We start from the raw sequence: 23,491 nt of genomic DNA, 5'->3' as shown, positions 1-23,491 counted from the left end.
CCTCATGCCTTTGCGTTGCAAGGCAGGATAGGTCAGCTGCTGCCACTGACCAACCCGGCGATGACCTCGTCGACCCCGGTGACACCCTTCACCGAGTTTCCTTCGAAGTCGATCCAGCCCTCGTTGAAGCCGTCCAGCATGCGCATGCGCGGGGTGGGGTTGCTCATGCCCTGGGCGGTGAATCGCGGCGCCCACGCCTCGCGCGGCACGATGCGCGCGGTGACGTCGCGGCCCAGCGCCTTGGCGAAGGCGTGGGCGATGTCGTTCGGACTGGTCCGTCGCGGTCCTTCGAGTTCCACCACGCGGACACCGGTAGACACGTCGCCCAGCAGCGTCGCGGCCAGCTCGCCAACGTCCTTCGTGGCGACCATGGGCAGCTTGCGATCGAGCGGATAGAGGTAACTGTCGATGACGCCGGTATCGCGCGCCGAAGCGACATCCCACTGGGCATTCTCGAAGAACCAGCCGGCACGGAGAAAGGTGACCGGCATAGGCAGCCTGCCGAGTACGCTCTCCATGCGGCCGAGCTGCGAGAGCAGGTTCTCCTCGGCGGCGTGGGCGCCGATCGTCGAAAGGACCACGACCCGGTCCGGCCGGGCGGCAAGCAGGGCGTCGCGGATCGATGCGATGCTGCGATGGGACTCCGGGTAGCCCGGCGCGGGATCGAACACGGGCGGCAGCAGGACGAAGACGGCCTCGGCCCCGCCGAACGCACGGGCGAGCGCCGGCGTGTCGTCGATCTCGGCAACGGCGGTCTCGGCGCCACGCCGGGCGAAGGCGTGGGCCTTGGCGGCGTCGCGAACGATGGCCCGAAACGGCTTGCCTGCGTCGAACAGGGCTCGGGCCAGGGCCGTTCCGACCTGGCCGGTGATTCCGGTGATGGCATACATGGTGATTTCCTCGTCTGGATGGGAACGAGGACCACCATAGGCGTGTGCAACTCGTGACTGAAGCGACTTATTTGCAGGTCTTTAGTGACCTTTTGTCACTTCAAGCGAAAGCGGACTGGCCGAACGTGAGGTCATGCGCGGCCCGCTCCGCCGCCGACACACGGGCTGCCGGGGCGCTCTCGCCCTCCCCGTCGACGGTGAAGAAGGCGACCTGCCCGCTCAGCGAGTGCGCCTGGTCCTGCATCGACTTCGCCGCGGCGGCCGCCTCTTCGACGAGCGCCGCGTTCTCCTGGGTCACCTGGTCGATCTGCGCGATCGCCAGGTTCACCTGATCCACGCCCGCCGACTGCTCGGCGCTCGCGGCGGCGATCTCGGCGACGATGTCGGTCACCTTCTTCACGCTGGCGACGATGTCACGCAGGGCCTGCGAGGACTGCTCCACCAGCGCGGCGCCGATCTCCACGCGCTCGCTGCTTTCGACGATCAGGCCCTTGATCTCGCGTGACGCGGCGGCGCTGGACTGGGCCAGCCGGCGCACTTCCGCCGCGACCACCGCGAAGCCCCTGCCCTGCTCGCCGGCGCGTGCCGCTTCGACGGCCGCATTCAGTGCAAGCAGGTTGGTCTGGAACGCGATCTCGTCGATGAGTCCGACGATATCGCCGATGCGCCGGCTGGAATCGCCGATCTCACGCATGGCGTCCATCGCCTCGCCGACCACGGCGCCGCCTTTCTCCGCTTCGCCGCGCGCGTGGCGCGAGAGACGATCGGCGGCGGTCGCGTTTTCCGCATTCTGTTTCACCGTCGCGGTCATTTCTTCCATCGACGCCGCGGTCTCTTCGAGGCTGGACGCCTGCTCCTGCGTGCGCTGGGAAAGATCGTCGTTGCCGCGCGCGATCTCGGCGGACGTGGTGGCGACCACGTGCGCACCTTGCTGCACTTCGGACACGATGGACGAGAGCGTTCCGCGCATGCGCTCCAGTGCGCCGAGCAGGCTGGCCGGTGCATAGTCGCCACCGTCGTTACGCAGGTCGCCGCCGGCGATACGGCCGGCGATGTGCACCGCATCGCGCGGCTCGCCACCCACCGTGGCGCGAATGCTGCTCATCGACAGCCAGACCACCAGTAACGCCAGCGCGGCAATGGCACCGGAGCGAAGCAGGTCCGCTTCCAACTGGGCGCGGAATGCCGCATCGATGTCGTTGAAATAAGCCCCCGAGATGAAATGGAGGTCCCAGGGCTTGTACCAGCTGGAGTAGCTGATCTTGTCCTTCAGTTCGTTGGTCTTGGGCATGACCTGTGTGTAGCGCGTCATGCCATGACCGTCCTTCGTATCGGCCTCGAGCATGGCCACATACTGGTGGAAGCCTTTGCCGTCCTTGTCGTCACGGATGTTCTTGCCGACATCCTCCGAACGCAACGGATGCATGCGCATGGTCAGTGCGGAATCGAAGGCGAACACGTAACCGGTGCCGTTCGACCAGCGCATCGACTGGATATCACCGAGCGCGGCGACGCGCGCCTCCAGATCGCTCGTCTCGCCCCTCGCCGCACGCGCGTGGTACGCGTCGGCGATGGCGATGGCGGCACTGACATGCTGCTCCAGCGTATCGGCGAGCCCTGCCATCTGTACGCGACGGCTTTCGACGGCCGACATGACGGTCTGGCCGATGAGGCCGAGCACCACGACGGTCATGACCATCCACACGCGCGTATTGAGCGTCGTGCGGCCGAACCAGTTCTTCAATGCGGACACTGCCGTCACCCTGTTTGCTACCCCGTATCTGCATTAACGGCTGGGGATCGCAGGGCTTTACGACCGTTTTGTGAACGGACGCGCGCCCACCTGTCCTACGGCGCGGTGAGGTGATGATCACCGGGGCCTATCAGCGTGTCCGCCTTCCCGGGCAGCCCGACCACCGCCTCCGCCCCCACCGGCACGTGCATGTCCAGCTCGACCCGGCCGTCCACCTTGCGCCAGGCCACCGATGCCTCTCCATAGGGCGTCATCACGGCCGCCGAGGCATGGTCCAGCCAGTCGGTCACGGCAGGCCGCACCTCGATCCGCTGCCATCCGGGCGCCAGGGGCCGCAGGCCGGCGACGTCGCCGAACAGCCAGTCGTCCACCGTCCCAAGGAAATAATGCCCCCGCGAACGCGAGGCCAGCTTCCAGTGCTCCCACAGGCTGGTCGCGCCGTTCTCCCGCCAGAATCCCCAACTCGGGAAGGTGACCTGGGTGGCGATGCGCCAGGCTTCATCGGCATGCCCCGTGGCGGTGAGCACCGGCAGGACGATCTTGGTGGCCAGCGCTCCGGTATCGAGATGGTCGTCGCGCGCCTTCGCGTCCGCCGCCACGCCGGCAGCCACGCGTGCGCGCAGGTCGTCGGGCACCAGGCCGAAGGCCAGCGCCAGCAGGTTGTGCGCCTGGCGATAACCATGGTCGCCCTCGCCGCGATAGCGCCCTTCCGCGCGATCCAGGAAGCGCGCATTGAAAGCGTCGCGCACCGTGTCCGCCTGCGTGTCGAAGCCGGCGGCGCGCGTGTCGTTGCCCAGCAGCCGAAGCATCTGCGCGGTAACGCGCTGCATCCGGTACAGGTAGGCCGTGGCAGCGACACGCTTGTCCTCCGGCGCGTTCTCGCCAGCCGGGTCGGTTTCCGGGCTCACCCAGTCGCCCAGTTCGGTATCCGCGATGCCGCCGGGAGAACGGGCGTTCTCCATGGCCACGTAGCGCGCGATTCCGTCGATGTGTTCGTCGATCGGACGACGGTCGCCCGCGTTCATCCACAACGACCACGGCACCAGCACATAAGCGGCGTGCCAGGTCGGTGCGCGCACATCGCCCCAACCCGGATTCGGCGCGATCAGCAAGGGCGCGCCATCCGCCTTGCGGGTATCGGCGATGTCGCGCACCCATTTCGCCAGCAGGCGATCGGCATCGAGGTTACGCAGGAACATATCCGCACCGAGCATGCCGTCGCCGGTCCAGCCGTTCTTCTCGTACATCGGCGTGTCGGTGGGGATGCCGTAGAGGTTGTTGAGCATCGTGTCGACCGCCGCGCGGTGAATCCAGTCCAGCAGCGGATTGCCGCTGTCGAAGCGCCCCGTTACCGCGACATCGGTGTGGACGACCTGTGCGGTCACGGCGTCCAGTGCCGGCCTGCCACCCGGCCAGCCTTCGACCTGCACGTAGCGAAAGCCCTTGTACGAAAAGCGCGGGTGCCAGCGTTCGCGACCGCCGGCCAGGGTCAGTCGATCCGTCTGGAAACCCGCCTTGAAATAATGGTGCTCGTCGCGCGCGTCCACCGTGCCGTCCGGCATCAGCTTCTCGCCGTAGTGGGCGACGATCGTCGTACCCGCCGGCCCGGTGGCATCGAACGTGGCCCAGCCCGCGATGACGCGGGCGAAGGCGAACACGAAGACGCCGGGCTTCGGTTCGGTGACCGACGTGGCATGCAGGGTCTGGACCGGGCGGATCGGCTGCTCCGTCTGCGCGACCGGCCTGCCTCGCGGTGCCGGCAGCACGCTGGCCGGCACCCATGTGACGGGCGTGGCGTCGCGTGCGTCGTAGGTTTCGCCGCCATAAAGATCGTCGAGGCGTGTCGGGCCATCCGCGAGCTGCCAGGTGTCGTCGCTGACGATGTCCTGCACGTGTCCGTCGTCGTAGCGGATACGTAGCAGGGCACGCACGCGTGGCTGCCCGTGCCAGGGGGCGCGTTCCCAATGCCAGACATTGGGATTGGTCATGCCGTAGAAGCCGCGCCCCAGTTCGGCGCCAAGGGTGTGCTCGCCCGCTGCCAGCGCGACCTCCATGGCGACCACCTCCACGCGCTTGTCGTAGTCGGTAAAGCCGGGTGAAAGCACCGCGTCGCTCACCGGTTGGCCGTCGATGGAGAGGTCGGCGTAGCCCCCCGCCGCCACGTAAAGCGTTGCGCGGCGTGCATGCGCGTCGACGTGGAAGACCTTTCGCAGCAGGGGCGCGGGCAGGCTTTCCGCATCCGCTTTGCCGATCCACCGCGCGCCGTGCCAGCCCGCTTCATCGAGCGCCGTGTCGAAGTGCGACGCCACGCTGCCATCGCCGTGCGAGGTATGGACGGCCGCACGCCATGCGTAACGCTGGCCCGGTTGCAACGCCGGACCCGCGTAGTCGATATCGAAGGATCGCGACGATCGCACTTCGCCGCTGTCCCACACCGGCCTGCCTTCGTGGGTGACCACGATGCGGTAGCCGGTCTGCCGCGTGCCATTGACGGTGGCGTCGATCAGCCAGGAGAAGCGCGGCGTGGGGGCGTCGACGTAGGTCGGGGCATCGGCGCGTTCGACGCGGGGCGTGTGGACGGCGACGCTGGCGCCCGTCACCGCCGAAGCGACTCCCACAGGCAGCGCGGGCAACGCGGAGAACACGAGGGCGAGCATGGCGGCGCGGACGATTGGCAAGGCCGGGACCTTTGCGGGACGAAACGTCCGAGCATAACCGGCAGAATGCCGTGGCGGTGGGTGCCGCATACATCCATCTAACGCGCGAAGGTTTATCCCTGCCGGACATCGAACCTCCGGAGCCAATGTCATGAAGACCGTCCTCACCGGTATCGCACTCACCCTGACCCTCGCATCGGGTGTCACGTCCGCCGGACAGTTCGACAGCCTCAAGGGCCTGGCGGGCGGGTCGTCCGGCTCGCTCACCTCCGGCAGCATGGGCAACGCGGCCGGTATCCTGCAGTACTGCGTGACCAACAACTACCTCGGCGGCGACAGCGGCGCCTCGGGCGTGAAGGACCAGCTGCTGGGCAAGCTCGGCGGCAAGTCGTCCGAGGCGGCGCCGACCCAGGACACGGGCTATCTCGACGGCGCCAAGGGCCTGCTCAAGTCCAAGGATGGCAAGACCGTCGATCTTGGCGGTGCCGCCGGCGCGGACAGCTCGCCCATGGGCGATGCCAAGGCCAAGATCACCAAGAAGATCTGTAGCGCCGTGCTCAAGCAGGGCAAGGGCATGCTCGGCGGCATGGGCAAATGACATGACGTGGACGGGACATGGACGTCCCGCCCCGTAAACCGGAAGACCTCCCCACCGCGAGGATCTCCCCATGGCGAAGCACGCCACGTTCGACCCCTATGCCATGCGCGATCCGCGCACGCAGTATCCGCAACCGGATTTCTCCAAGCAGCCCCAGCCTGCGCCCGGACTGGCCAGGGACATGGTGCCGAAGCCCGACCATGGTGAAACCAGCTATCGCGGCAACGGACGCCTGAAGGGCCGCAAGGCCCTGGTCACCGGCGGCGACTCCGGTATCGGTCGCGCGGCGGCGATCGCCTTCGCCCGCGAAGGCGCCAGCGTGGTGATCAACTACCTTCCGGACGAACAGAAAGACGCCGACGAGGTGATCGCACTGCTGGCCGGCGAAGGCCACAGCGTTATCGGTCTACCCGGCGACCTGAAAGACGAAGCCTTCTGCAAGCAGCTCGTCGCCAGGGCCGTCGAGGAACTGGGCGGCCTCGACATCCTGGCCAACGTCGCCGGGCGTCAGCAGTTCGCCAAGTCGATCGACGAGCTGGACAGCGCGGCGTTCCAGGAGACCTTCCAGACCAATGTGTTCGCCCTGTTCTGGCTGTGCAAGGCCGCCCTGCCGCATATGCCACCGGGCGCCGCGATCGTGAATACGGCTTCGATCCAGGCCTATGAGCCGTCGGACATCCTCCTCGACTACGCGCCGACCAAGGCGGCCATCGTCGCCTTCACCAAGGCGCTGGCCAAGCAGGCGGCCGAGAAGGGGATACGCGTGAACGCCGTGGCTCCCGGTCCGGTGTGGACGCCATTGCAGCCGAGCGGCGGCCAGCCGCAGGAGAAGCTGGTCGAGTTCGGCAAGAACGTGCCATTGAAGCGACCGGGACAGCCGGTCGAGTGTGCACCGGTGTATGTGTTGCTGGCTTCGCAGGAGGCGAGCTTCATCACCGGCGAGACGTATGGCGTGACGGGCGGGCATATGCTGCCCTGATGGCAGCACCCTTTCGCCGCTGAAGCGGCTCCCACACGGAGCGCGTTATGCCCTGTGTGGGAACACCTTCGCCGCTGAAGCGGCTCCCACACGGAGCGTGTTATGCCCTGTGTGGCAGCACCCTTTCGCCGCTGAAGCGGCTCCCACACGGAGCGCGTTATGCCCTGTGTGGCAGCACCCTTTCGCCGCTGAAGCGGCTCCCGCACGGAGCGTGTTATGCCCTGTGTGGCAGCACCCTCTCGCCGCTGAAGCGGCTCCCACACGGAGCGCGTTACGCCCTGTGTGGGAGCCGCTTCAGCGGCGATGCTTCTACGAGCCCCGGGTAATCCGCCCGATCGCGTCGATAAGATCGGCCACGCCATACGGCTTCACGATGATCGCCGTGCGCGCGTCACGCTGCACGCCGTTGGCCGTCTGGTCGCCGGTGGCGAACAACACCGGCAAGGACGGCTGCACCTCGCGCATGCGTTCGGCCACTTCCACACCGTTCATCCCCGGCAGGCCTACGTCGGTGAGCAGGATGTCGATGTTCTCGGCGCGGTGCCAGCGCATCGCCTCGTGGCCGTCGCCGGCTTCGAAAACGATATGTCCGCGGCTTTCGAGCATTTCGGCGATCGACATGCGGATCAACGCATCGTCCTCCACCACCAGCACACGCAGCGGCGCCGGCATGCCGTTCGGCGGTGGCATCGACGGTGCCGGCGCCGCCGTGGGACCGACCGGCGTGCGCGGCACGCGGCCGGCGAGCACGTGGCGGATCTTGCGGGCCAGCGCTTCGCGCGAATACGGCTTGCTCAGCAACTCCACGCCTTCGTCCAGGCGGCCGCCGTGGACGATCGCGTTTTCGGTGTAGCCCGAGGTGAACAACACGGCGATGCCGGGCTGACGCTCGGCGGCCTTGCGCGCCAGCTCGGGGCTGCGCAACGGACCGGGCATGACGACATCGGTGAACAGCAGGTCGATCGCAATGCCGCTCTCGATGATCGACAGCGCGCTCTCGGCGTCGCGTGCCTTGAGCACGCGGTAACCCAGGTCGGCAAGCAAGCCGACAACGGTCTCGCGCACCTGCTCGTCATCCTCGGCCACGAGGATCGTTTCATCGCCGCCGCGCACGCCTTCTTCTTCGAGATCGACGACACGATCTTCGCCCTGGGTCGAGCGTGGAAGATAGATCTTCACCGTCGTGCCCTCGCCTGGCTCGCTGTAGATCTTGACGTGGCCGCCCGACTGCTTCACGAAGCCGTAGACCATGGACAGGCCCAGTCCGGTGCCGCGCCCCTCGGGCTTGGTCGTGAAAAAGGGTTCGAACACCTGACCGAGGATGTCCGGCGCAATGCCGGCGCCGGTGTCGGTCACCGCGAGCATCACATACTGCCCCGGACGCAGGTCGCCATGGGCTTTGGCGTAGGCATCGTCGAGCAAGGCGTTGCCGGCTTCGACCGTGAGACGACCCTGCCCGTTCATGGCGTCGCGCGCGTTGATCGCGAGGTTGAGCAACGCGTTCTCGACATTCGACGGGTCGACCAGGGTATTCCACAGACCGCCTGCGATGACGGTTTCCACCTCGATGGCCTCGCCCAGCGCACGGCGCAGCAGTTCGTCCATGTCGCGGACGAAACGGCCGATGTTGACGACCTTGGGCGCCAGCGGCTGGCGGCGACCGAAGGCCAGCAACTGGGCGGCGAGTTTGGATCCGCGCGTGACGCCGGCCATGGCGTTGGCGACGCGACGCTCCGCACGTTCGTTGCCGGCCACGTCGGCGCCGAGCAGCTGCAGGTTGCCGCTGATCACCTGGAGCAGGTTGTTGAAGTCGTGAGCGACGCCGCCGGTGAGGTTGCCGATCGCATCCATCTTCTGCGCCTGGCGGAGCTGCTCCTGGGCCACCTCCAGGGCGGCCTCGCGCTCGCGCTCGGCCGAGACGTCGCGGGCCACGGCGAAGATCAGGCCTTCGCTCGGCACGGCGCGCCAAGAAAGCGTGCGCAGGCCACCGTTGGCCGTGCGATAGCGGTTCTCGAAACGAAGCGTGGTCTCGCCGTCGGCCAAGTGTCCGGTTTCGTCCTGCGTACGCGGAATGTCCTCCGGATGGACGAAATCCAGGTAGGAGCGGCCAAGCGTATCGCGCTCGCTCCAGCCGAGAATGGCCGTCCATGCGGGATTAACCGAGATCAGGCGGGTATCCGTGTCGGCGACCACCAGGATGTCGCTGGACAGGGTCCAGACGCGATCGCGCTCGTACGTGCGCTCGACCACCTGGCGCTCGAGGTCTTTGGCAAGCAACCGGAGCTCGTGCTCGGCACGGCGCCGTTCCACGGCCACGCGCGTGCGGCTGGCGACCTCGCTCACGAAGCTGATCTCTTCCTCGCTCCACTCGCGGGGGTGCTCGTGGTTGAGGTACAGGAGGGCGACAAACCCACCCCGCTCCGTCACCGGCATATTGATGAAGGACAAGGCGGTGATCCCGGCCAGCGCGTCGGCGCGGGCGGCCGTCCGTGGATCCTCCCTGGCGTCGCTGATCACGACGGTCACGCCGCGCTTGAGCTCATCGATATAACTGCCGTAGTCGCGGAACTGCAACACGCCGGCAAGGGTCTGGATGCCCGGCGCGTTCCAGTCGCGCTCGACGGTGATCGTCTCGGCCACCGGATCGATCGTGCCGTAGCCGGCGCGGCTGACCTTCAGCGTCCGACCGAGGACTTCGCCGACCCGATAGGCGATCTCGACCGGATCTTCGATATCGCGCAGAAGGTTGCCCACCTCGATGAGGGCCAGGCGGCGATCTTCGGTCGCGCCGGCCGTATCGAGGTCGCCGCTTTCCGAACGGATCGTCACGACCACGGCGGCAGGCTGTGCCGACCGGGCTTCCAGCGATACGCGCACCTGGGTGCCATCGACCGTGCTCAGGGCCAGCTCGCGGACGCCATTGCCGGGGACGACCAGCGGCAAGGCGGCGGTCAGGCGATCGCGACTGTCCGGGCTCCACAACCCCAGAAAGCCCGAGGGCTCGTGCTCGCGCAGGCGGGCGGTCACCCAGGCATTGGCATAGAGCAGCTCCCCCGACGCCGACACGGCCGCGAACCCGAACGGCAGGGTATCGAGCGCATGGGAAAGGAGAGTCTGGTCCTGCAATGCGAACGATGAGGGCATCTGTGAAGGCTATGGTGGGGTTGAGATGGGCGGCGATTTTATCGGTTCGTCGTGCTTCCCTTTGTGTAGACGGTCTTCACAGAACCGTCATGCGCACGGCCATGAAAAGCGCTTGACAACGGCGACTCCCCGGCCGATCAACAACCTACGTCGACACCCTATATCTTGTGTTGACGCACCCCGTCACCAGCTATATCGTGTGTCTCGTTGGTGTCCGGAGAGGCGCGACTGCCCGTCGGACTTAATAGGGAATCCGGTGTGAATCCGGAACTGCCCCGCAGCGGTAAGTGGAAACGATCCCGTTCAATGCACTGGTCCTTCGGGGACTGGGAAGCGACGGGTAGGCGGACCGCAAGGTCCATGTCCACGAGTCCGAAGACCTGCCAGCGATCGGTGCCCGAGCGGCCTCGATAGTGGTGACGGCTTCCGCGGGGAAGCACGTCGCGGACCGGAGCCCTCTCGAAGGCGCTCCGTCCCCGACTTTTCCCGTTTCCAGCCGCATTGCTTCGAGCCTCGCCCTCGGGAACGGGGTTTGACCAAGGCCATGGGGCTGCCAACACAATGACGACGATGGATTCCGCAGCGCGCGAGCGCACCGAGACGGCCGATGCGGCCGCCACCCCCTCCGCAGCAACCGACAAGGCGCCTGCCGCCGGTTACAGGAACGACGCACCGCCGGCCTTCGCGCTGACGCCGCCGCACAACCCCGGACAGATGCGCGTGACCAAGCGCAACGGTGGCCACGAAGTGGTCGACGTGAACAAGATCGTGCGCGCGGTGACGCGCAGCGCCGATGGCCTGTATGCGGTCGATCCCATGCGCGTGGCGCTGAAGACGATCGGCGGCCTGTACGACGGCGCCACCACCCAGGAACTCGACCAGCTGTCGATCCGCACCTCCGCGGCGCTCACCGCCGAAGAGCCGGAGTACGGTCAGCTCGCCGCGCGCCTGCTCGCCGCTTTCGTCGACAAGGAAGTGTCCGGCCAGGACATCCATTCCTTCTCGCAGTCGATCTCGACCGGTTTCGACCTGGGCATCCTCAACGAGCGCCTGCGCGACTTCGTGCAGATCAACGCACGCAAGCTCAACGATGCGATCGACACGACCGGTTCGCGCCGTTTCGAGTACTTCGGCCTGCGCACCGTGTACGACCGCTACCTGCTGCGCCACCCGACCAGGCGCTTCGTCATCGAGACGCCGCAGTACTTCTTCATGCGCATCGCCTGCGCGCTTGGCGGCAACGACGTGGCCGAGACGCTCGAGCTGTACCGCATGCTCTCGTCGCTGGAGTACCTGGCCAGCTCGCCGACCCTGTTCAACGCCGGCACGGCGCATGAGCAGCTGTCGTCGTGCTTCCTGCTCGACTCGCCGCAGGATGCGCTGGAATCCATCTACGCCAAGTACGGCGACGTGGCCCAGCTGTCCAAGTTCGCCGGCGGCATCGGCCTGGCCTACTCGCGCATCCGTTCGCGCGGTTCGCTGATCAAGGGCACCAACGGCCATTCCAACGGCCTCGTGCCCTGGCTGAAGACACTGGATGCCTCGGTCGCCGCGGTGAACCAGGGCGGCAAGCGCAAGGGCGCGGCCTGCGTCTACCTGGAGTCCTGGCACGCGGATATCGAGGAGTTCCTCGAACTGCGCGAGAACACCGGCGACGACGCGCGTCGCACGCACAACCTCAACCTCGCCAACTGGGTGCCCGACCTCTTCATGCGCCGCGTGGAGACCGACGGCGACTGGTCGCTGTTCGATCCGAAGATCGTCCCGCATTTCGTCGACACCTGGGGCCCGACCTTCGAGGCCGCCTATGAAAAGGCCGAAGCCGAAGGCCTCGCCGCCAAGTCGATCAAGGCGCGCGAACTCTACGCCCGCATGCTGCGTTCGCTGGCCCAGACCGGCAACGGCTGGATGACCTTCAAGGATCGCTCCAACGCGACCAGCAACCAGACCGCGCTGCCGCAGAACGTCATCCACCTGTCGAACCTGTGCACCGAGATCCTCGAAGTGACCTCGGAAGGCGAAACGGCCGTGTGCAACCTCGGCTCGGTGAACCTGGCCCGACACGTGGTGGACGGCCAGTTCGACTACGACAAGCTCGCCACCACGGTGCGTACCGCCGTGCGCCAGCTCAACCGCGTCATCGACCTCAACTTCTACCCGATCGCCACGGCGAAGACGGCGAACATGAAGTGGCGTCCGGTCGGCCTCGGTGTGATGGGCCTGCAGGACGTCTTCTTCAAGCTGCGCCTGCCGTTCGATTCGGAAGAGGCGCGCAAACTGTCCACGCGCATCCAGGAAGAGATCTATTTCCACGCGCTGTCGATGTCCAACGAGATCGCCGAGCGCGACGGTCCGCTGCCGGGCTTCGAGGAGACCCGTTCGGCCAACGGCGAAATGCAGTTCGACTACTGGCCCGCCGCCACGCCGACCGACCTCGACGGCCGCTGGGCCGAGCTGCGCGAGAAGATCAAGGCCAAGGGCCTGCGCAACTCGCTGCTCATCGCCATCGCACCGACCGCGACGATCGCTTCCATCGCCGGCTGCTACGAGTGCATCGAGCCGCAGGTGTCCAACCTGTTCAAGCGCGAGACGCTGTCGGGCGACTTCCTCGTGGTCAACCGTTACCTGGTGGACGAGCTGAAGACACTGGGCCTGTGGACCGCCGAGGTGCGCGACCAGATCAAGCTTGCCGAAGGCTCGGTGCAGGGCATCACGGCCATTCCGGCGCCGCTGCGCGAGGTTTACCGGACCACGTGGGAACTGCCGCAGAAAGCGCTGATCGACCTCGCCGCTTCGCGCGGTGCGTACATCGACCAGAGCCAGTCGCTGAACCTGTTCATGGAAAATCCGAACATCGGCCAGCTGTCCTCCATGTACATGTACGCGTGGAAGTCCGGCGTCAAGACGACCTACTACCTGCGCTCGCGTCCGGCCACGCGCATCGCCAAGACCACGGTCAGCTCGTCGTCGGCCGCCCTGCCGACGCCCGCCGCACCGGTCGTCGATGCGCAGGAACAGGCCGAAGCCGCGGTGTTCTGCTCGCTGGAAAACCCCGAGTACTGCGAAGCCTGCCAGTAACAAGAAGAACACTGTGGGGCCAAAACACTGTGGGGCCCAAGACAATGTGGGACCCAAGACAATGTGGGACCCAAAACAATGTGGGAGCCGCTTCAGCGGCGAAAAGCCAACGGAGCGATTAAGCCGAAAGGCCAATCGCCGCTGGAGCGATTAAGCCGAAAGGCCAATCGCCGCTGAAGCGGCTCCCACAGAAGCGGCTCCCACAGAAGCGGCTTGCAAAGAAACGGCTCCCACAGAAGACGCTCATCCTTTCCCGAGGTACCCGATGTCCGCTGCACCGATCACCCGCGACTCCAATATTCTCGACCCCGGCTTCGAACTGACGTTGCGGCCGATGAAGTATCCGCAGTTCTACGAGATGTACCGCTCCGCCATCCGCAACACCTGGACGGTGGAAGAAGTGGATTTCTCGCTGGACACCTCGGACCTGAAGTCGAAGATGTCGGACGCGGATCGGCACCTGATCCATCGCCTGGTGGCCTTCTTCGCCACCGGCGACACGATCGTGTCGAACAATCTCGTGCTGAACCTGTACCAGCACATCAATTCGCCCGAAGCGCGCATGTATCTCTCGCGCCAGCTGTATGAAGAAGCGCTGCATGTGCAGTTCTACCTCACGCTGCTCGACACCTATATTCCGGAACCGTCGGAGCGCAACAAGGCGTTCGCAGCGATCGAAAGCATCCCGTCCATCGCGGCCAAGGGCGAGTTCTGCTTCAAGTGGATCGATTCCATCCAGAATCTCCACCGCCTGGAAACCCGCGAACATCGCCGGCAGTTCCTGCTCAACCTGATCTGCTTCGCCGCCTGCATCGAAGGCCTGTTCTTCTTCGCCGCCTTCGCCTACGTGTATTACCTGCGTTCGCGTGGCCTGCTGCATGGCCTGGCCTCGGGCACCAACTGGGTGTTCCGCGACGAGTCCGGGCACATGGCGTTCGCCTTCGAAGTCGTCCGCACCGTACGGGAACAAGAGCCGGACCTCTTCGACGACGAGATGCGCATGCAGGTCGAAGCCATGCTCGAGGACGCCATCGCTTGCGAGACCCTGTTCGCCCAGGATGTGCTCTCCGGCGGCGTCGCCGGCCTTTCGGTCACCGACATGCGCCAGTACCTCGAATACTGCGCCGACCAGCGTCTCGTGCAGCTGGACATGCCAAAGAAATACGGTTCGAAGAACCCGTTCGACTTCATGGACCTGCAGGACGTCCAGGAACTGACCAACTTCTTCGAACGCCGCGTGTCCTCGTACCAGGTCGGCGTGGAAGGCGAGGTCGCCTTCGACCAGTCGTTCTGACGTCTGGCCTGGCGTGGGCCGGGCAGGGTTCGGTGCAGTGATCTACAATTGCTGCACTGCAACAGGACCCAGCCATGACCGATATCGCCCGTCCCATCGAGGCTCGCCTCCTCGAAATCGTCTTCCCCGACCACACCAACCATCTGGGCACGCTGTTCGGCGGGCAGGCGCTGGCGTGGATGGATAAAGCGGCCTTCCTCGCCGCTTCGCGCTACTCCCGGCAGATCGTCGTTACCGCCCGTTCGGAGCAGGTCGACTTCCACGTGCCTGTACGCAAGGGCCAGATGGTCGAGTTGATCGCTACCGTCGTTTCGGTGGGCCGCACCTCGATGAAGATCGATGTGGCCATGTACACCGAAGACCTGCTCACCGGCGCCCGCGAGCTGTGCACGCGTGGCACGTTCACGATGATTGCGCTCGATGCCGACCATAAGCCCACGGCGGTGCAGCCGCTTCCGGTGTAAAGCCATGTCCGGGGCAGCCGGCCGCCTGTGGGAGTCTGCTATCGCCGGCGATTCCGCGGCGGCGGGCCCATTGCGACGCTGCTGCCAGCACCCTTTCGCCGATGAATCGGCTCCCACAAGAAGCCGTGGCCCAGCCTGTTGACTTAGAGTGCACTCGAAGGCGTACGCTCTTCGAATGCCTTCTTCGATGACCATTGCCGAGGCCGCTCTCGCCACCGGCCTGACCCCTCATACGCTGCGCTACTACGAGCAGATCGGCCTGATCGATCCCGTGCCCCGGCGGAGCGGACAACGCGTCTACGGCGAGGCCGAGATGCGTTTCATCCACTTCGTGCTCAAGCTGCGCGCCACCGGCATGCCCATGCGGGTGATCCAGGAATATGCCGGGCTGCGACGCCAGGGCGAAACGCCCGAAAGCATCCGCCTGCGCGGCGATCTCCTCGCCCGCCATGCCGCCAACCTGCGCACCGAGCTGGTCACGCTCACCGAAACCATCGCGCGACTGGACGACAAGATCGCCCTGTACCGCTCGATGTACGTCGAAGACGGCGCCCCTTCCCCTGCCGAAGTACCGGCGCCCCCGGCGCCGATCCCGGCCGCCATCCCCTCGAAACGAAGGAGAAACGCATGAAGACCCGCCAACTCGGAACGCACGGCCCCCAGGTGTCGATGCTCGGCCTTGGCTGCATGGGCATGAGCGAGTTCTACGGTGCCGGCGACGAGAAGGAATCCATCGCCACCCTGGAGCGCGCGCTCGAACTTGGCATCACTTTCTGGGACACCTCCGACGCCTACGGTCCGCACACCAACGAGGAACTGCTCGGCCGCACGCTCGCCGGCCGCCGCGACAAGGTGTTCCTGGCGACCAAGTTCGGCATCGTCCGCGACCCGAACGATCCGACCCGGCGCGGCATCAGCGGTCGCCCGGAATACGTCCGCCAGTCCGTGGAGGGTAGCCTGCGCCGGCTGAAGACCGATCACATCGACCTCTACTACCAGCACCGTGTCGACCAGGCCGTACCGATCGAGGAAACCGTTGGCGCCATGGCCCGGCTGGTGGAAGAAGGCAAGGTACGGCACCTCGGCTTGTCCGAGGCCTCGGCCGAGTCCATCCGCAAGGCGGCCGGCGTGCATCCCATCGCCGCGCTGCAGAGCGAGTACTCGCTGTGGACGCGTGACCCGGAAACCACCGGTACCCTGGCCGCCTGCCGCGAACACGGCATCGCCCTGGTCGCGTACAGCCCGCTGGGCCGTGGTTTCCTCACCGGTGCGATCACCCGGCCGGAAGATTTCGCCGAAGACGACTACCGTCGCCTGAACCCGCGTTTCGTCGGCGAGAACTTCCACAAGAACGTCGCCATCGTCGACAAGGTGAAGACCTTCGCCGCCGATAAGGGCTGCACGCCGGGCCAGCTGGCCCTGGCCTGGGTGCTCGCCAAGGGCGAAGACATCGTTCCGATCCCGGGCACCAAGCGTCGCACCTACCTGGACGAAAACGCCGGCGCCGTCGAGGTGGCCCTGAGCAGCGCCGAAGTGACGGAGATCGACGCCATCTTCCCGCCGGACGCCGCCGCGGGCGACCGCTACCAGGCCAACATGATGGGTTTCATCAACGCCTGATCCGATGAACGGAGGCCTTGCCCCCGGTTAACGGGGGTCGGGCTTCCATCCCTATAATGGGCGGATGTCATCTGCCGACCACTCGCCGCTGGGCAAGGCCACCGTCTACGCCGACCGCTATGACGCCGGGCTGCTCTATCCCATTCCCCGCCAGGGCAAACGCGACGAGATCGGCGTGTCCGTCGATGCGCTGCCTTTTCATGGCGTGGACGTCTGGAACGGCTATGAGCTGTCCTGGCTGGACCTTCGCGGCAAGCCGGTCGTGGCGGTGGCGGAATTCCGTTTTCCGGCGACCACGCCGAACATCGTCGAATCCAAGTCCTTCAAGCTGTACCTGAACAGTTTCGCCCAGGAACGCCTGGCGGATGCCGCGGCCGTGCGCGCCTTGCTCGTCCGTGACCTCTCGGCCGCGGCCGGCGGCGCCACCGAGGTGATCCTGCGCGCACCCGGCGCGCTCGACGGCACGCCCATCGGTGAGCCGGAAGGCGACCTGCTCGATATCCAGGAACTGGACTTCGACAGCTATGGCCCGCCGCGCCCGGACTTCCTCCGCACCCACGGCGGCGATGCCAGCGAAATCCTGGTCTCGCACCTGCTTCGCTCCAATTGCCCGGTGACCGGGCAACCCGATTGGGGCAGCGTGCAGATCGCCTATAAGGGCGAGTCGATCGACCATGCGGGCCTGCTGCGTTACCTGGTTTCGTTCCGCAGCCACACCGAATTCCACGAGCAGTGCGTCGAGCGCATCTTCATGGATATCCGCGAGCGATGCGCCCCTCGCGAACTGGCCGTCTATGCGCGTTATACGCGCCGGGGCGGCCTCGATATCAACCCGTTCCGCAGCACGGACCCGACCGCCGTCCCCGGCAATCCGCGCGGCGCGCGCCAATGATGAATGCATCGTTCATGCGTTCTTCATTGGTCTTGCCTTTAGTTGTGTAGCCTGTAACCTGCCGCGGCCAAGGGGATTGGTCCCTGCGCCTCGTCCCATTCGACTTTGATCAGCACTATCGGAATCCAGACATGAAGCTTTCCTTCCGCTCGTCCGCCCTCGCCACGGCCACCGTCGCCGGCCTGCTGGTCCTCACCGCCTGCGGCAAGAAGGAAGATCAGCAGAACGCCGCGCCGGCACCGTCCACGACGGCTCCGGCTGCCGCCAGCACGGCGCCGGCCGCTCCGGCCGCCGCGACCACCGCCGCCGCCGCTCCGGCTGCCCAGCCCGCCGCCGCTCCGGCCCCTGCCGCTGCACCCGCCGCCGCGGACACCCTGAAGGTCGGTTCGGTCACCCTCGGTAATGCCGTCGGCGCCGACAAGAAGGTCGCCAAGGCCAAGAACGCCTTCGCTCCGTCCGACAAGACCATCTACGCCTCGGTCGCCACCGACGGCAACTCGGCCGGCGCCACGCTGAATGCGAAGTGGACTTACCAGGACGGCGACACCGCAACCACGGTCAGCGACATCAGCCAGTCGATCAGCACGGAAGGCCCGGCCGTTACCACGTTCAAGATCCAGAACCCGAACGAGTGGCCGGAAGGCAAGTACAAGGTCGTCATCTCGCTCAACGGCCAGGCCGTGGGCAACGAAGCCTTCGAGGTCAAGAAGAAGTAATTCGCTTCTTCCTGCCGATATGCCCCGGAAACGGGCGGCGAAAGCCGCCCGTTTTTTCGTATGGGATCTCTCTCGCCTACCCCAGTCCGTACTTCGAGAACGGCGAATCGAAACCCCTGGAACCGCGGATCATCCGCTTCGCGATGATAGGCCGACCGGGCAGCGTTTCCGTATCGCGCTGCGGATACATCGACACGGATACCGACACCTGCGTCATTGCCGCAAGCGGGTCGGTCGCCCTCGGCCAAGGGTCGATAACGTTCCTCGAAGAATTCCTGGTGGCGCCCTCGAACGACACGTTTGTCATAAAGAAACAGACCTACTGGGATGCCGCCCTCGTCTAGGGCGGTCGGTCTGCGCAACGTTCGAGGTCCGGCCGCGGTTTCGTCTACGTCGGTGGGTTCGCGCGCGTGCCGAGCAGACCGTTGAGCGTCGAATAACTCACTACCCCGGGCTCCGGCCTGCCCATGAACTCGGCCGCCGCGCGTGCGGTGGCCGCATACGCGTCCAGCGACAGCGCGATGCCCGCGCTCAGCCGTCGCGCACCCGCCGCGAACAGTTCCTCTCGCGTGGGAAGGCCCGGCACCAGCATGACGTTCAGCGGCACCGGCGCAATCGCCTGGGCAAGGCGGCGGATGTCGTCGAGCGCCGCAACGCCGGGAACGAACATGCCGTCCGTGCCGGCGTCGATGTAACGCTTCGCGCGGCCGGTGACTTCCTCGACGGCTGCGTTCCCCGCAGCCATCCCGCGCAGGTACACGTCGGTGCGTGCGTTGATATACAGATCGCGGCCGCCCAGCGTGGCGCGTATCGCCTTCAGCTTCGCGACGAGAAGGTCCGGCGACTTCGATCCATCCTCGATATTGATGCCCGCCACGCCGGCGTCCACGAGCGTGGCGACCAACCCGGCCACTTCGGCCGGGTCGTCCGAACACCCCTCTTCGATGTCCACGGTCAACGGCAGGTCGACCACGCGCAGGATGCGGCGAACCGCGCCGACCATCTCGCCGGCGGGCAGCTGGTCGCCGTCCGGCCAGCCGCACGACCACGCCACGCCGGCGCTCGTCGTGGCGATGGCGGGGGCACCGGCATGCTGGATCACCACGGCGCTGGCCGGGTCCCAGGCATTGGGCAGGACCAGCAGTTCGCTGCCGCGGTGGAGGTCTCGAAGGCGCTGTGCGCTCATGGGGAACGTTCCTGGCGAGAAGGTCCGCACACCATCGCGCCTTGGCGCCGCCGCCGCAACTGCCGCACGACGTGTAGGAGATGCATAGGCGCGGTGAGACAGGGGCTCACCCGTTGACGACACGGACTTCAGGCAAGCGATGGTCGAATGACACCCGACCTGGAGCAGCAAGTGTTGCCGCCCGGGCGGCAGGACCGCTCCATCCCACCCATTTCGCTTTTGCCGCGTCACCAAGAGGAGTCATCGCCATGCTGCATTGGGCCGTAGTTTTCTTCATCATCGCCATCATCGCGGCGGTCTTCGGCTTCACCGGCATCGCCGCCGGCGCCGCCAGCATCGCCAAGATTCTGTTCGTGGTCTTCCTTATCCTGTTCATCCTGTCGCTGCTGTTCGGCGGCCTGCGTCGCGGTCCCAGGATATAAGTCACGCGCACATCGAGTTAGAGGGACAACGCCCCGGCCCCAGACCGGGGCGTTGTCTTATCCGGATGTCACTCACGGGATTTGGCCATGCGCATGTTTGTCTGTCTTCTCCTGGCTGCTTGCCTGACCGGCACCTGCGCCGCCGAATCCGCACGCAGCAGCGCCGCCGATACCGACTTCGTCCGCAAAGCGAGCAGCGGCAACCTCAGCGAAATCGCACTGGGTAAACTCGCCGCCGACCAGGCGTCGTCGGATGACGTGAAGAAATATGCCGCACGCATGGTGGCGGACCACACGGACGCGAACGAGAAACTCGGCAAACTGGCCGGGAGCAAGGGCATTCAGATCGCCGCCGCTCCGGACGCCGCCCAACAGCAGGAGATCGACCGGTTGAAAGGCCTCGATGGCGCAGCCTTCGACCGCGCTTACTCCGATCTCATGGTCAAGTCACACAAGCTGACCGCGGGTCTTTACGAACTCGAGGCGACCAAGGGCGAGGACACCGAGATACGCGCCTTCGCCCACGACACGCTGCCCGTGTTGCGCGAGCACGAGAAGCTGGCGGATTCGCTGCCACCGTTCTGACCCGGCACGGGCTCGCCGGGGACGGCGAATCGGCGGATCATTGCGGGTCTGCCCTCCCCGCCTCCCCGGAAACGCCATGTCCCCCGATGCCCTCTCCGCACTCGATCGCCTGCCGCGCATCGCCCTGCTGGACAGCACGACGACCATCCATTCGCTCCCGCGCATCGAGCAGCAACTGGGGCTCGCCTCGCGCGGCATTCGCCTGAGTATCAAGCGCGACGATGTCATGGCCCTGGGCGGCGGTGGCAACAAACTGCGCAAGCTGGAGTATCACTTCGGTCACGCACGCGAGATCGGCGCGGATACGATCGTGACGGTCGGCGGCGTACAGTCCAATCATGCGCGGTTGACCGCCGCCGCCGCGGCCCGGCACGGCTTCGCGTGCGAGATGTTCCTCGCCCGGATGGTCCCGAAAGACGGCGACGACTACGAGAAGAATGGCAACGTGCTTCTCGACGAGCTGTTCGGCGCGGCAGTGACCTTGCTGCCACGCGGGGAGAATGCGCTGGCCCATGCCAACGCGCGCGCCGAAGCCCTCCAGGCGAAGGGCCGCACCGCGGTCGTCCTGCCCACCGGAGGCTCGACACCGCGCGGGGTACTTGGCTATGCGCGCTGCGCACGGGAGATCGCGCAGCAGGAAGAGGCGCTGGGCGTGCGCTTCGACCGCATCGTCGTACCGAACGGCAGTTCGGGTACCCATGCCGGGCTGATCGCCGGCTTCGCCGCGCTCGGTCGCCAACCGGAACGCGTGCAGGCGTACTCCGTGCTCGGCGAGCGGGATGCGGCGGTGACGACCACGCTTGGTCTGGCACGCGATGCGCTGGCCCTGCTGGAGTCGCCGGCCGAACTGGCGGAGGGCGACGTATGCATCGACGGTTCGCAGCGCGGCGAGGGCTACGGCGTACCCACCCTGGCCATGAAAGACGCCGTGCGCCTGATGGCCCGTGCGGAGGGCATTCTTCTCGACCCGGTGTACTCGGGGAAGGCGTTCGCAGGCTTACTGCACGATCTGCGTAGCGGAGCCGTGCGCGACGGCGAGCACGTGTTGTTCGTCGCGACGGGTGGCCAACCCGGGCTATACGCGTACCGCGACGACCTCACGAGCTGACGGACGCTTCGTGCGGGAAAAACAGCGCCGTGGCGTCGACATCATGGCAGCTCGATTCTCGCGAGCAGGCCTCCGCCCGGCCGATTGGCCAGCGTGAGTCGCCCGCCTACCGACAGCATCAGCTGGGCCGCGATGGCCAGCCCCAACCCTGTTCCACCGGTATCGCGATTACGCGAGGTCTCCAACCGATAGAACGGCTCCAGAACGTGTACCAGTTCGGCTTCGGGAATACCGGGCCCGCGATCGGCGACGTCGATGCACAGCGTGCCTGCGGCCGTCCGTGCGATGCCCACGTCCGCCGTGCCTGCGTACTTGAGCGCATTGTCGATCAGGTTACCGAGCACCCGGCGCAAGGCCTGTGGCCGGACGACCGCGGTGCCGTCGATGCTGCCCGACAGGCTTACCGGTTTGCCGGTGTCCTGATAGTCGAAGACGAGGCTCTCGACGAAGGCGGAGGGATCGATCTTGCGTGGCGTCTCTGTCGCGCCGTGTGCGCTGCGTGCATACGCCACGCCTTCGCGTACCAGATGTTCCATCTCGTGGAGGTCGTCCAGCAGCTTGCCACGCTCGGTCGAATCGTCGAGCGCTTCGGCGCGCAGGCGCATGCGCGTGATCGGGGTCTGCAGATCGTGCGAGATGGCGGCGAGAATCTGCAAGCGCTCCTTCACGTAGAGGGCGATGCGGTCCTGCATGGCATTGAAGGCGACCGCCGCGCGGGCGACTTCGGTGGGCCCGTCCTCGCGCATGCGGGGACCCTCGTTCGTCGGCGTCATCTTCTCCGCCGCGCGTGCCAGTCGGACCAGCGGTCGCGTCGCCAGGCGTACCGCCAGCCAGGTGATCACCACGAGCACGACCATCTGCAGAATGAAGACGAAGGGCAGCCAGTCGGCGAGTGGCATCACGCGTGGCGTCACTTCGATGGTGAGCGGCGCCCCATCGTGCAAGGTGAGATGCACCTGGTAGCGCTCCGGGCCCACGGAGACCGTGTTCGCCTTGACCGCGAACGAGGGCCCGACTTCGCGCTGGATCAGTCCGGTGACCACGCGCGAGCGATCCGAGATCAGTTCGGTGCCGGCCTGGCCCGGGCCGAGGATGTAGCGGTAGGTGTCGCGCTGCAGGCGGCCCAGCCACGCGGGCCGTTCCCCGGCGGGAAGGCGGTCGAGGATGGCGACCGAACTGCCGACGTCGTGCTCGAGGGTGTTGAGCATGACCGTCTTCGCGCTCTGGTAGCGTTCGAAGAACAGCAGCCCGAACGACATGCCGTGGGCGAGCAGCAACCCGGCGAAGATGATCAGGTACAGGCGCGATGCGATGCTACGCGGCATCCAACGCCGGAGCCTTGCGTTCACGACGCCTCTCCGAGCACCACGACGGGCATCGTGAAGACGTAACCTTCGTTACGCACCGTCTTGATATAGGTCTGTTCGCGGGCGTCGTCGGCGAGGCGCTGACGAAGGCGGCTGACCATCAGGTCGATCGAGCGATCGAACAGCTCCGCGTCGCGCCCCTGGGTGAGGTTGAGCAACTGGTCGCGCGAGAGGATCCGCTGCGGATGATCGAGGAACACTCGGAGCAGGCGGAACTCCGCGCCGCTCAGCGACACGATGGTGCCTTCCTCGTCGAGCAGATGACGCGCCGTGGTGTCCAGGCGCCAGCGGCCGAAGCCGAGCATCCCGCTGGCTTCGGTCACCCGCAGGTTCGGCGGCAACATGCGCGTGCGCCGGATCACCGCGTTGATGCGCGCGAGCAGCTCGCGTGGCGAGAACGGTTTCACCACGTAGTCGTCCGCGCCCATCTCCAGGCCGATGATGCGATCGGTCTCGTCGTCACGCGCGGTGAGCAGGAGCACCGGGATCGCCCGGTGCTTGCTCGCACGGAGGTTGCGGGTGAGCACCAGGCCGTCGTCGCCCGGCATCATGATGTCGAGCACGATGAGGTCCACGGCGGTGGAGTCGAGCAAGGCGTTCATCTCGCGACCATCCGCCGCGACACTGGTTCGCAGCCCATTTTTCTGCAGGTATTGCGCGACCCCGGTGCGGATCTCGCGGTCGTCGTCGACGACGAGGATGTGATCGACGTGGTCCATGCCAGTCTCCCGTGGCGAT

At 66.2% G+C, this 23,491-nt stretch carries 20 protein-coding genes and 1 riboswitch; of the genes, 13 read left to right on the top strand and 7 right to left on the bottom strand.

Going from position 1 to position 23,491, the window contains the following annotated elements; genetic code table 11:
• Window positions 1-32: 32 nt before the first annotated feature.
• From VM621_RS17740 to VM621_RS17730, 3 genes are all read right to left on the bottom strand, one after another.
• Window positions 33-890 carry an NmrA family NAD(P)-binding protein gene (locus tag VM621_RS17740; RefSeq protein WP_325470289.1) on the bottom strand — a complete coding sequence of 286 codons (858 nt, stop codon included), beginning with the start codon at window positions 888-890 and terminating at the stop codon, window positions 33-35.
• Between the two features lie 100 nt (window positions 891-990).
• Entirely contained in the window at window positions 991-2,643 is a 1,653-nt protein-coding gene (locus tag VM621_RS17735; protein ID WP_325470288.1) for a methyl-accepting chemotaxis protein, read from the bottom strand.
• 95 nt (window positions 2,644-2,738) lie between these two features.
• On the bottom strand, window positions 2,739-5,321 hold the full coding sequence (locus VM621_RS17730; protein ID WP_325470287.1) for a family 78 glycoside hydrolase catalytic domain: 2,583 nt from the start codon (window positions 5,319-5,321) through the stop codon (window positions 2,739-2,741).
• Between the two features lie 130 nt (window positions 5,322-5,451).
• Here VM621_RS17730 and VM621_RS17725 point away from each other — a divergent pair, with 130 nt between their 5' ends.
• Window positions 5,452-5,898, top strand: a complete 447-nt coding sequence (locus VM621_RS17725; RefSeq protein WP_325470286.1) for a DUF2501 domain-containing protein — start codon at window positions 5,452-5,454, stop codon at window positions 5,896-5,898.
• 70 nt (window positions 5,899-5,968) lie between these two features.
• A complete protein-coding gene (locus VM621_RS17720; protein ID WP_325470285.1) occupies window positions 5,969-6,877 on the top strand; it encodes an SDR family oxidoreductase in 909 nt (302 codons plus the stop codon).
• Window positions 6,878-7,186: 309 nt separating this feature from the next.
• Here the strand turns inward: VM621_RS17720 and VM621_RS17715 are convergent, their stop codons facing one another.
• Window positions 7,187-10,021, bottom strand: a complete 2,835-nt coding sequence (locus VM621_RS17715) for a response regulator (RefSeq protein ID WP_325470284.1) — start codon at window positions 10,019-10,021, stop codon at window positions 7,187-7,189.
• A 191-nt stretch (window positions 10,022-10,212) separates the two neighbouring features.
• Window positions 10,213-10,423: riboswitch (cobalamin riboswitch) on the top strand.
• A gap of 168 nt (window positions 10,424-10,591) precedes the next feature.
• Here VM621_RS17715 and VM621_RS17710 point away from each other — a divergent pair.
• The 8 genes from VM621_RS17710 (at window position 10,592) to VM621_RS17675 (ending at window position 18,429) form a co-directional block, all read left to right on the top strand.
• The gene (locus tag VM621_RS17710; protein WP_414674570.1) at window positions 10,592-13,099 is read left to right on the top strand and encodes a ribonucleoside-diphosphate reductase subunit alpha; all 2,508 of its coding nucleotides are present in this window, start codon (window positions 10,592-10,594) and stop codon (window positions 13,097-13,099) included.
• A gap of 265 nt (window positions 13,100-13,364) precedes the next feature.
• Entirely contained in the window at window positions 13,365-14,393 is a 1,029-nt protein-coding gene (locus VM621_RS17705; protein WP_325470282.1) for a ribonucleotide-diphosphate reductase subunit beta, read from the top strand.
• A 74-nt stretch (window positions 14,394-14,467) separates the two neighbouring features.
• Window positions 14,468-14,857: an acyl-CoA thioesterase gene (locus VM621_RS17700; RefSeq protein WP_325470281.1), complete on the top strand. Its 390-nt coding sequence runs from the start codon at window positions 14,468-14,470 to the stop codon at window positions 14,855-14,857.
• 187 nt (window positions 14,858-15,044) lie between these two features.
• Window positions 15,045-15,488 (top strand): MerR family transcriptional regulator, encoded by a 444-nt coding sequence (locus tag VM621_RS17695; protein ID WP_325470280.1) that lies wholly within the window; start codon window positions 15,045-15,047, stop codon window positions 15,486-15,488.
• A complete protein-coding gene (locus VM621_RS17690) occupies window positions 15,485-16,477 on the top strand; it encodes an aldo/keto reductase (protein WP_325470279.1) in 993 nt (330 codons plus the stop codon). The genes VM621_RS17695 and VM621_RS17690 overlap by 4 nt, the downstream gene beginning before the upstream one ends.
• Window positions 16,478-16,541: 64 nt before the next feature.
• Window positions 16,542-17,369: an NADPH-dependent 7-cyano-7-deazaguanine reductase QueF gene (gene queF, locus VM621_RS17685; RefSeq protein WP_325470278.1), complete on the top strand. Its 828-nt coding sequence runs from the start codon at window positions 16,542-16,544 to the stop codon at window positions 17,367-17,369.
• A gap of 131 nt (window positions 17,370-17,500) precedes the next feature.
• Window positions 17,501-18,085 (top strand): hypothetical protein, encoded by a 585-nt coding sequence (locus VM621_RS17680; protein WP_325470277.1) that lies wholly within the window; start codon window positions 17,501-17,503, stop codon window positions 18,083-18,085.
• Window positions 18,086-18,228: 143 nt separating this feature from the next.
• Complete coding sequence (locus tag VM621_RS17675; protein WP_325470276.1) at window positions 18,229-18,429, top strand: hypothetical protein; 201 nt, start codon at window positions 18,229-18,231, stop codon at window positions 18,427-18,429.
• A gap of 44 nt (window positions 18,430-18,473) precedes the next feature.
• Here VM621_RS17675 and VM621_RS17670 read toward each other — a convergent pair whose 3' ends face one another.
• Window positions 18,474-19,271 (bottom strand): isocitrate lyase/phosphoenolpyruvate mutase family protein, encoded by a 798-nt coding sequence (locus VM621_RS17670; RefSeq protein ID WP_325470275.1) that lies wholly within the window; start codon window positions 19,269-19,271, stop codon window positions 18,474-18,476.
• 248 nt (window positions 19,272-19,519) lie between these two features.
• On the opposite strand from VM621_RS17670, the gene VM621_RS17665 reads away from it, so the two are divergent.
• The 3 genes from VM621_RS17665 (at window position 19,520) to VM621_RS17655 (ending at window position 21,386) form a co-directional block, all read left to right on the top strand.
• Window positions 19,520-19,693 (top strand): DUF1328 domain-containing protein, encoded by a 174-nt coding sequence (locus tag VM621_RS17665; protein ID WP_159896214.1) that lies wholly within the window; start codon window positions 19,520-19,522, stop codon window positions 19,691-19,693.
• 87 nt (window positions 19,694-19,780) lie between these two features.
• The gene (locus VM621_RS17660) at window positions 19,781-20,278 is read left to right on the top strand and encodes a DUF4142 domain-containing protein (RefSeq protein WP_325470274.1); all 498 of its coding nucleotides are present in this window, start codon (window positions 19,781-19,783) and stop codon (window positions 20,276-20,278) included.
• 76 nt (window positions 20,279-20,354) lie between these two features.
• The gene (locus tag VM621_RS17655; protein WP_325470273.1) at window positions 20,355-21,386 is read left to right on the top strand and encodes a D-cysteine desulfhydrase family protein; all 1,032 of its coding nucleotides are present in this window, start codon (window positions 20,355-20,357) and stop codon (window positions 21,384-21,386) included.
• A 41-nt stretch (window positions 21,387-21,427) separates the two neighbouring features.
• Here VM621_RS17655 and VM621_RS17650 read toward each other — a convergent pair whose 3' ends face one another.
• The gene (locus VM621_RS17650; protein ID WP_325470272.1) at window positions 21,428-22,735 is read right to left on the bottom strand and encodes a HAMP domain-containing sensor histidine kinase; all 1,308 of its coding nucleotides are present in this window, start codon (window positions 22,733-22,735) and stop codon (window positions 21,428-21,430) included.
• On the bottom strand, window positions 22,732-23,472 hold the full coding sequence (locus VM621_RS17645) for a response regulator (RefSeq protein ID WP_325470271.1): 741 nt from the start codon (window positions 23,470-23,472) through the stop codon (window positions 22,732-22,734). Before VM621_RS17645 ends, VM621_RS17650 begins: the two co-directional genes overlap by 4 nt.
• Window positions 23,473-23,491: the final 19 nt, after the last annotated feature.

Source organism: Luteibacter sp., assembly GCF_035539195.1.
Lineage (GTDB): Bacteria > Pseudomonadota > Gammaproteobacteria > Xanthomonadales > Rhodanobacteraceae > Luteibacter.
The sequence above is the reverse complement of the archived record's forward strand: the minus strand, read 5'-3'. Positions and strand labels throughout refer to the sequence as shown.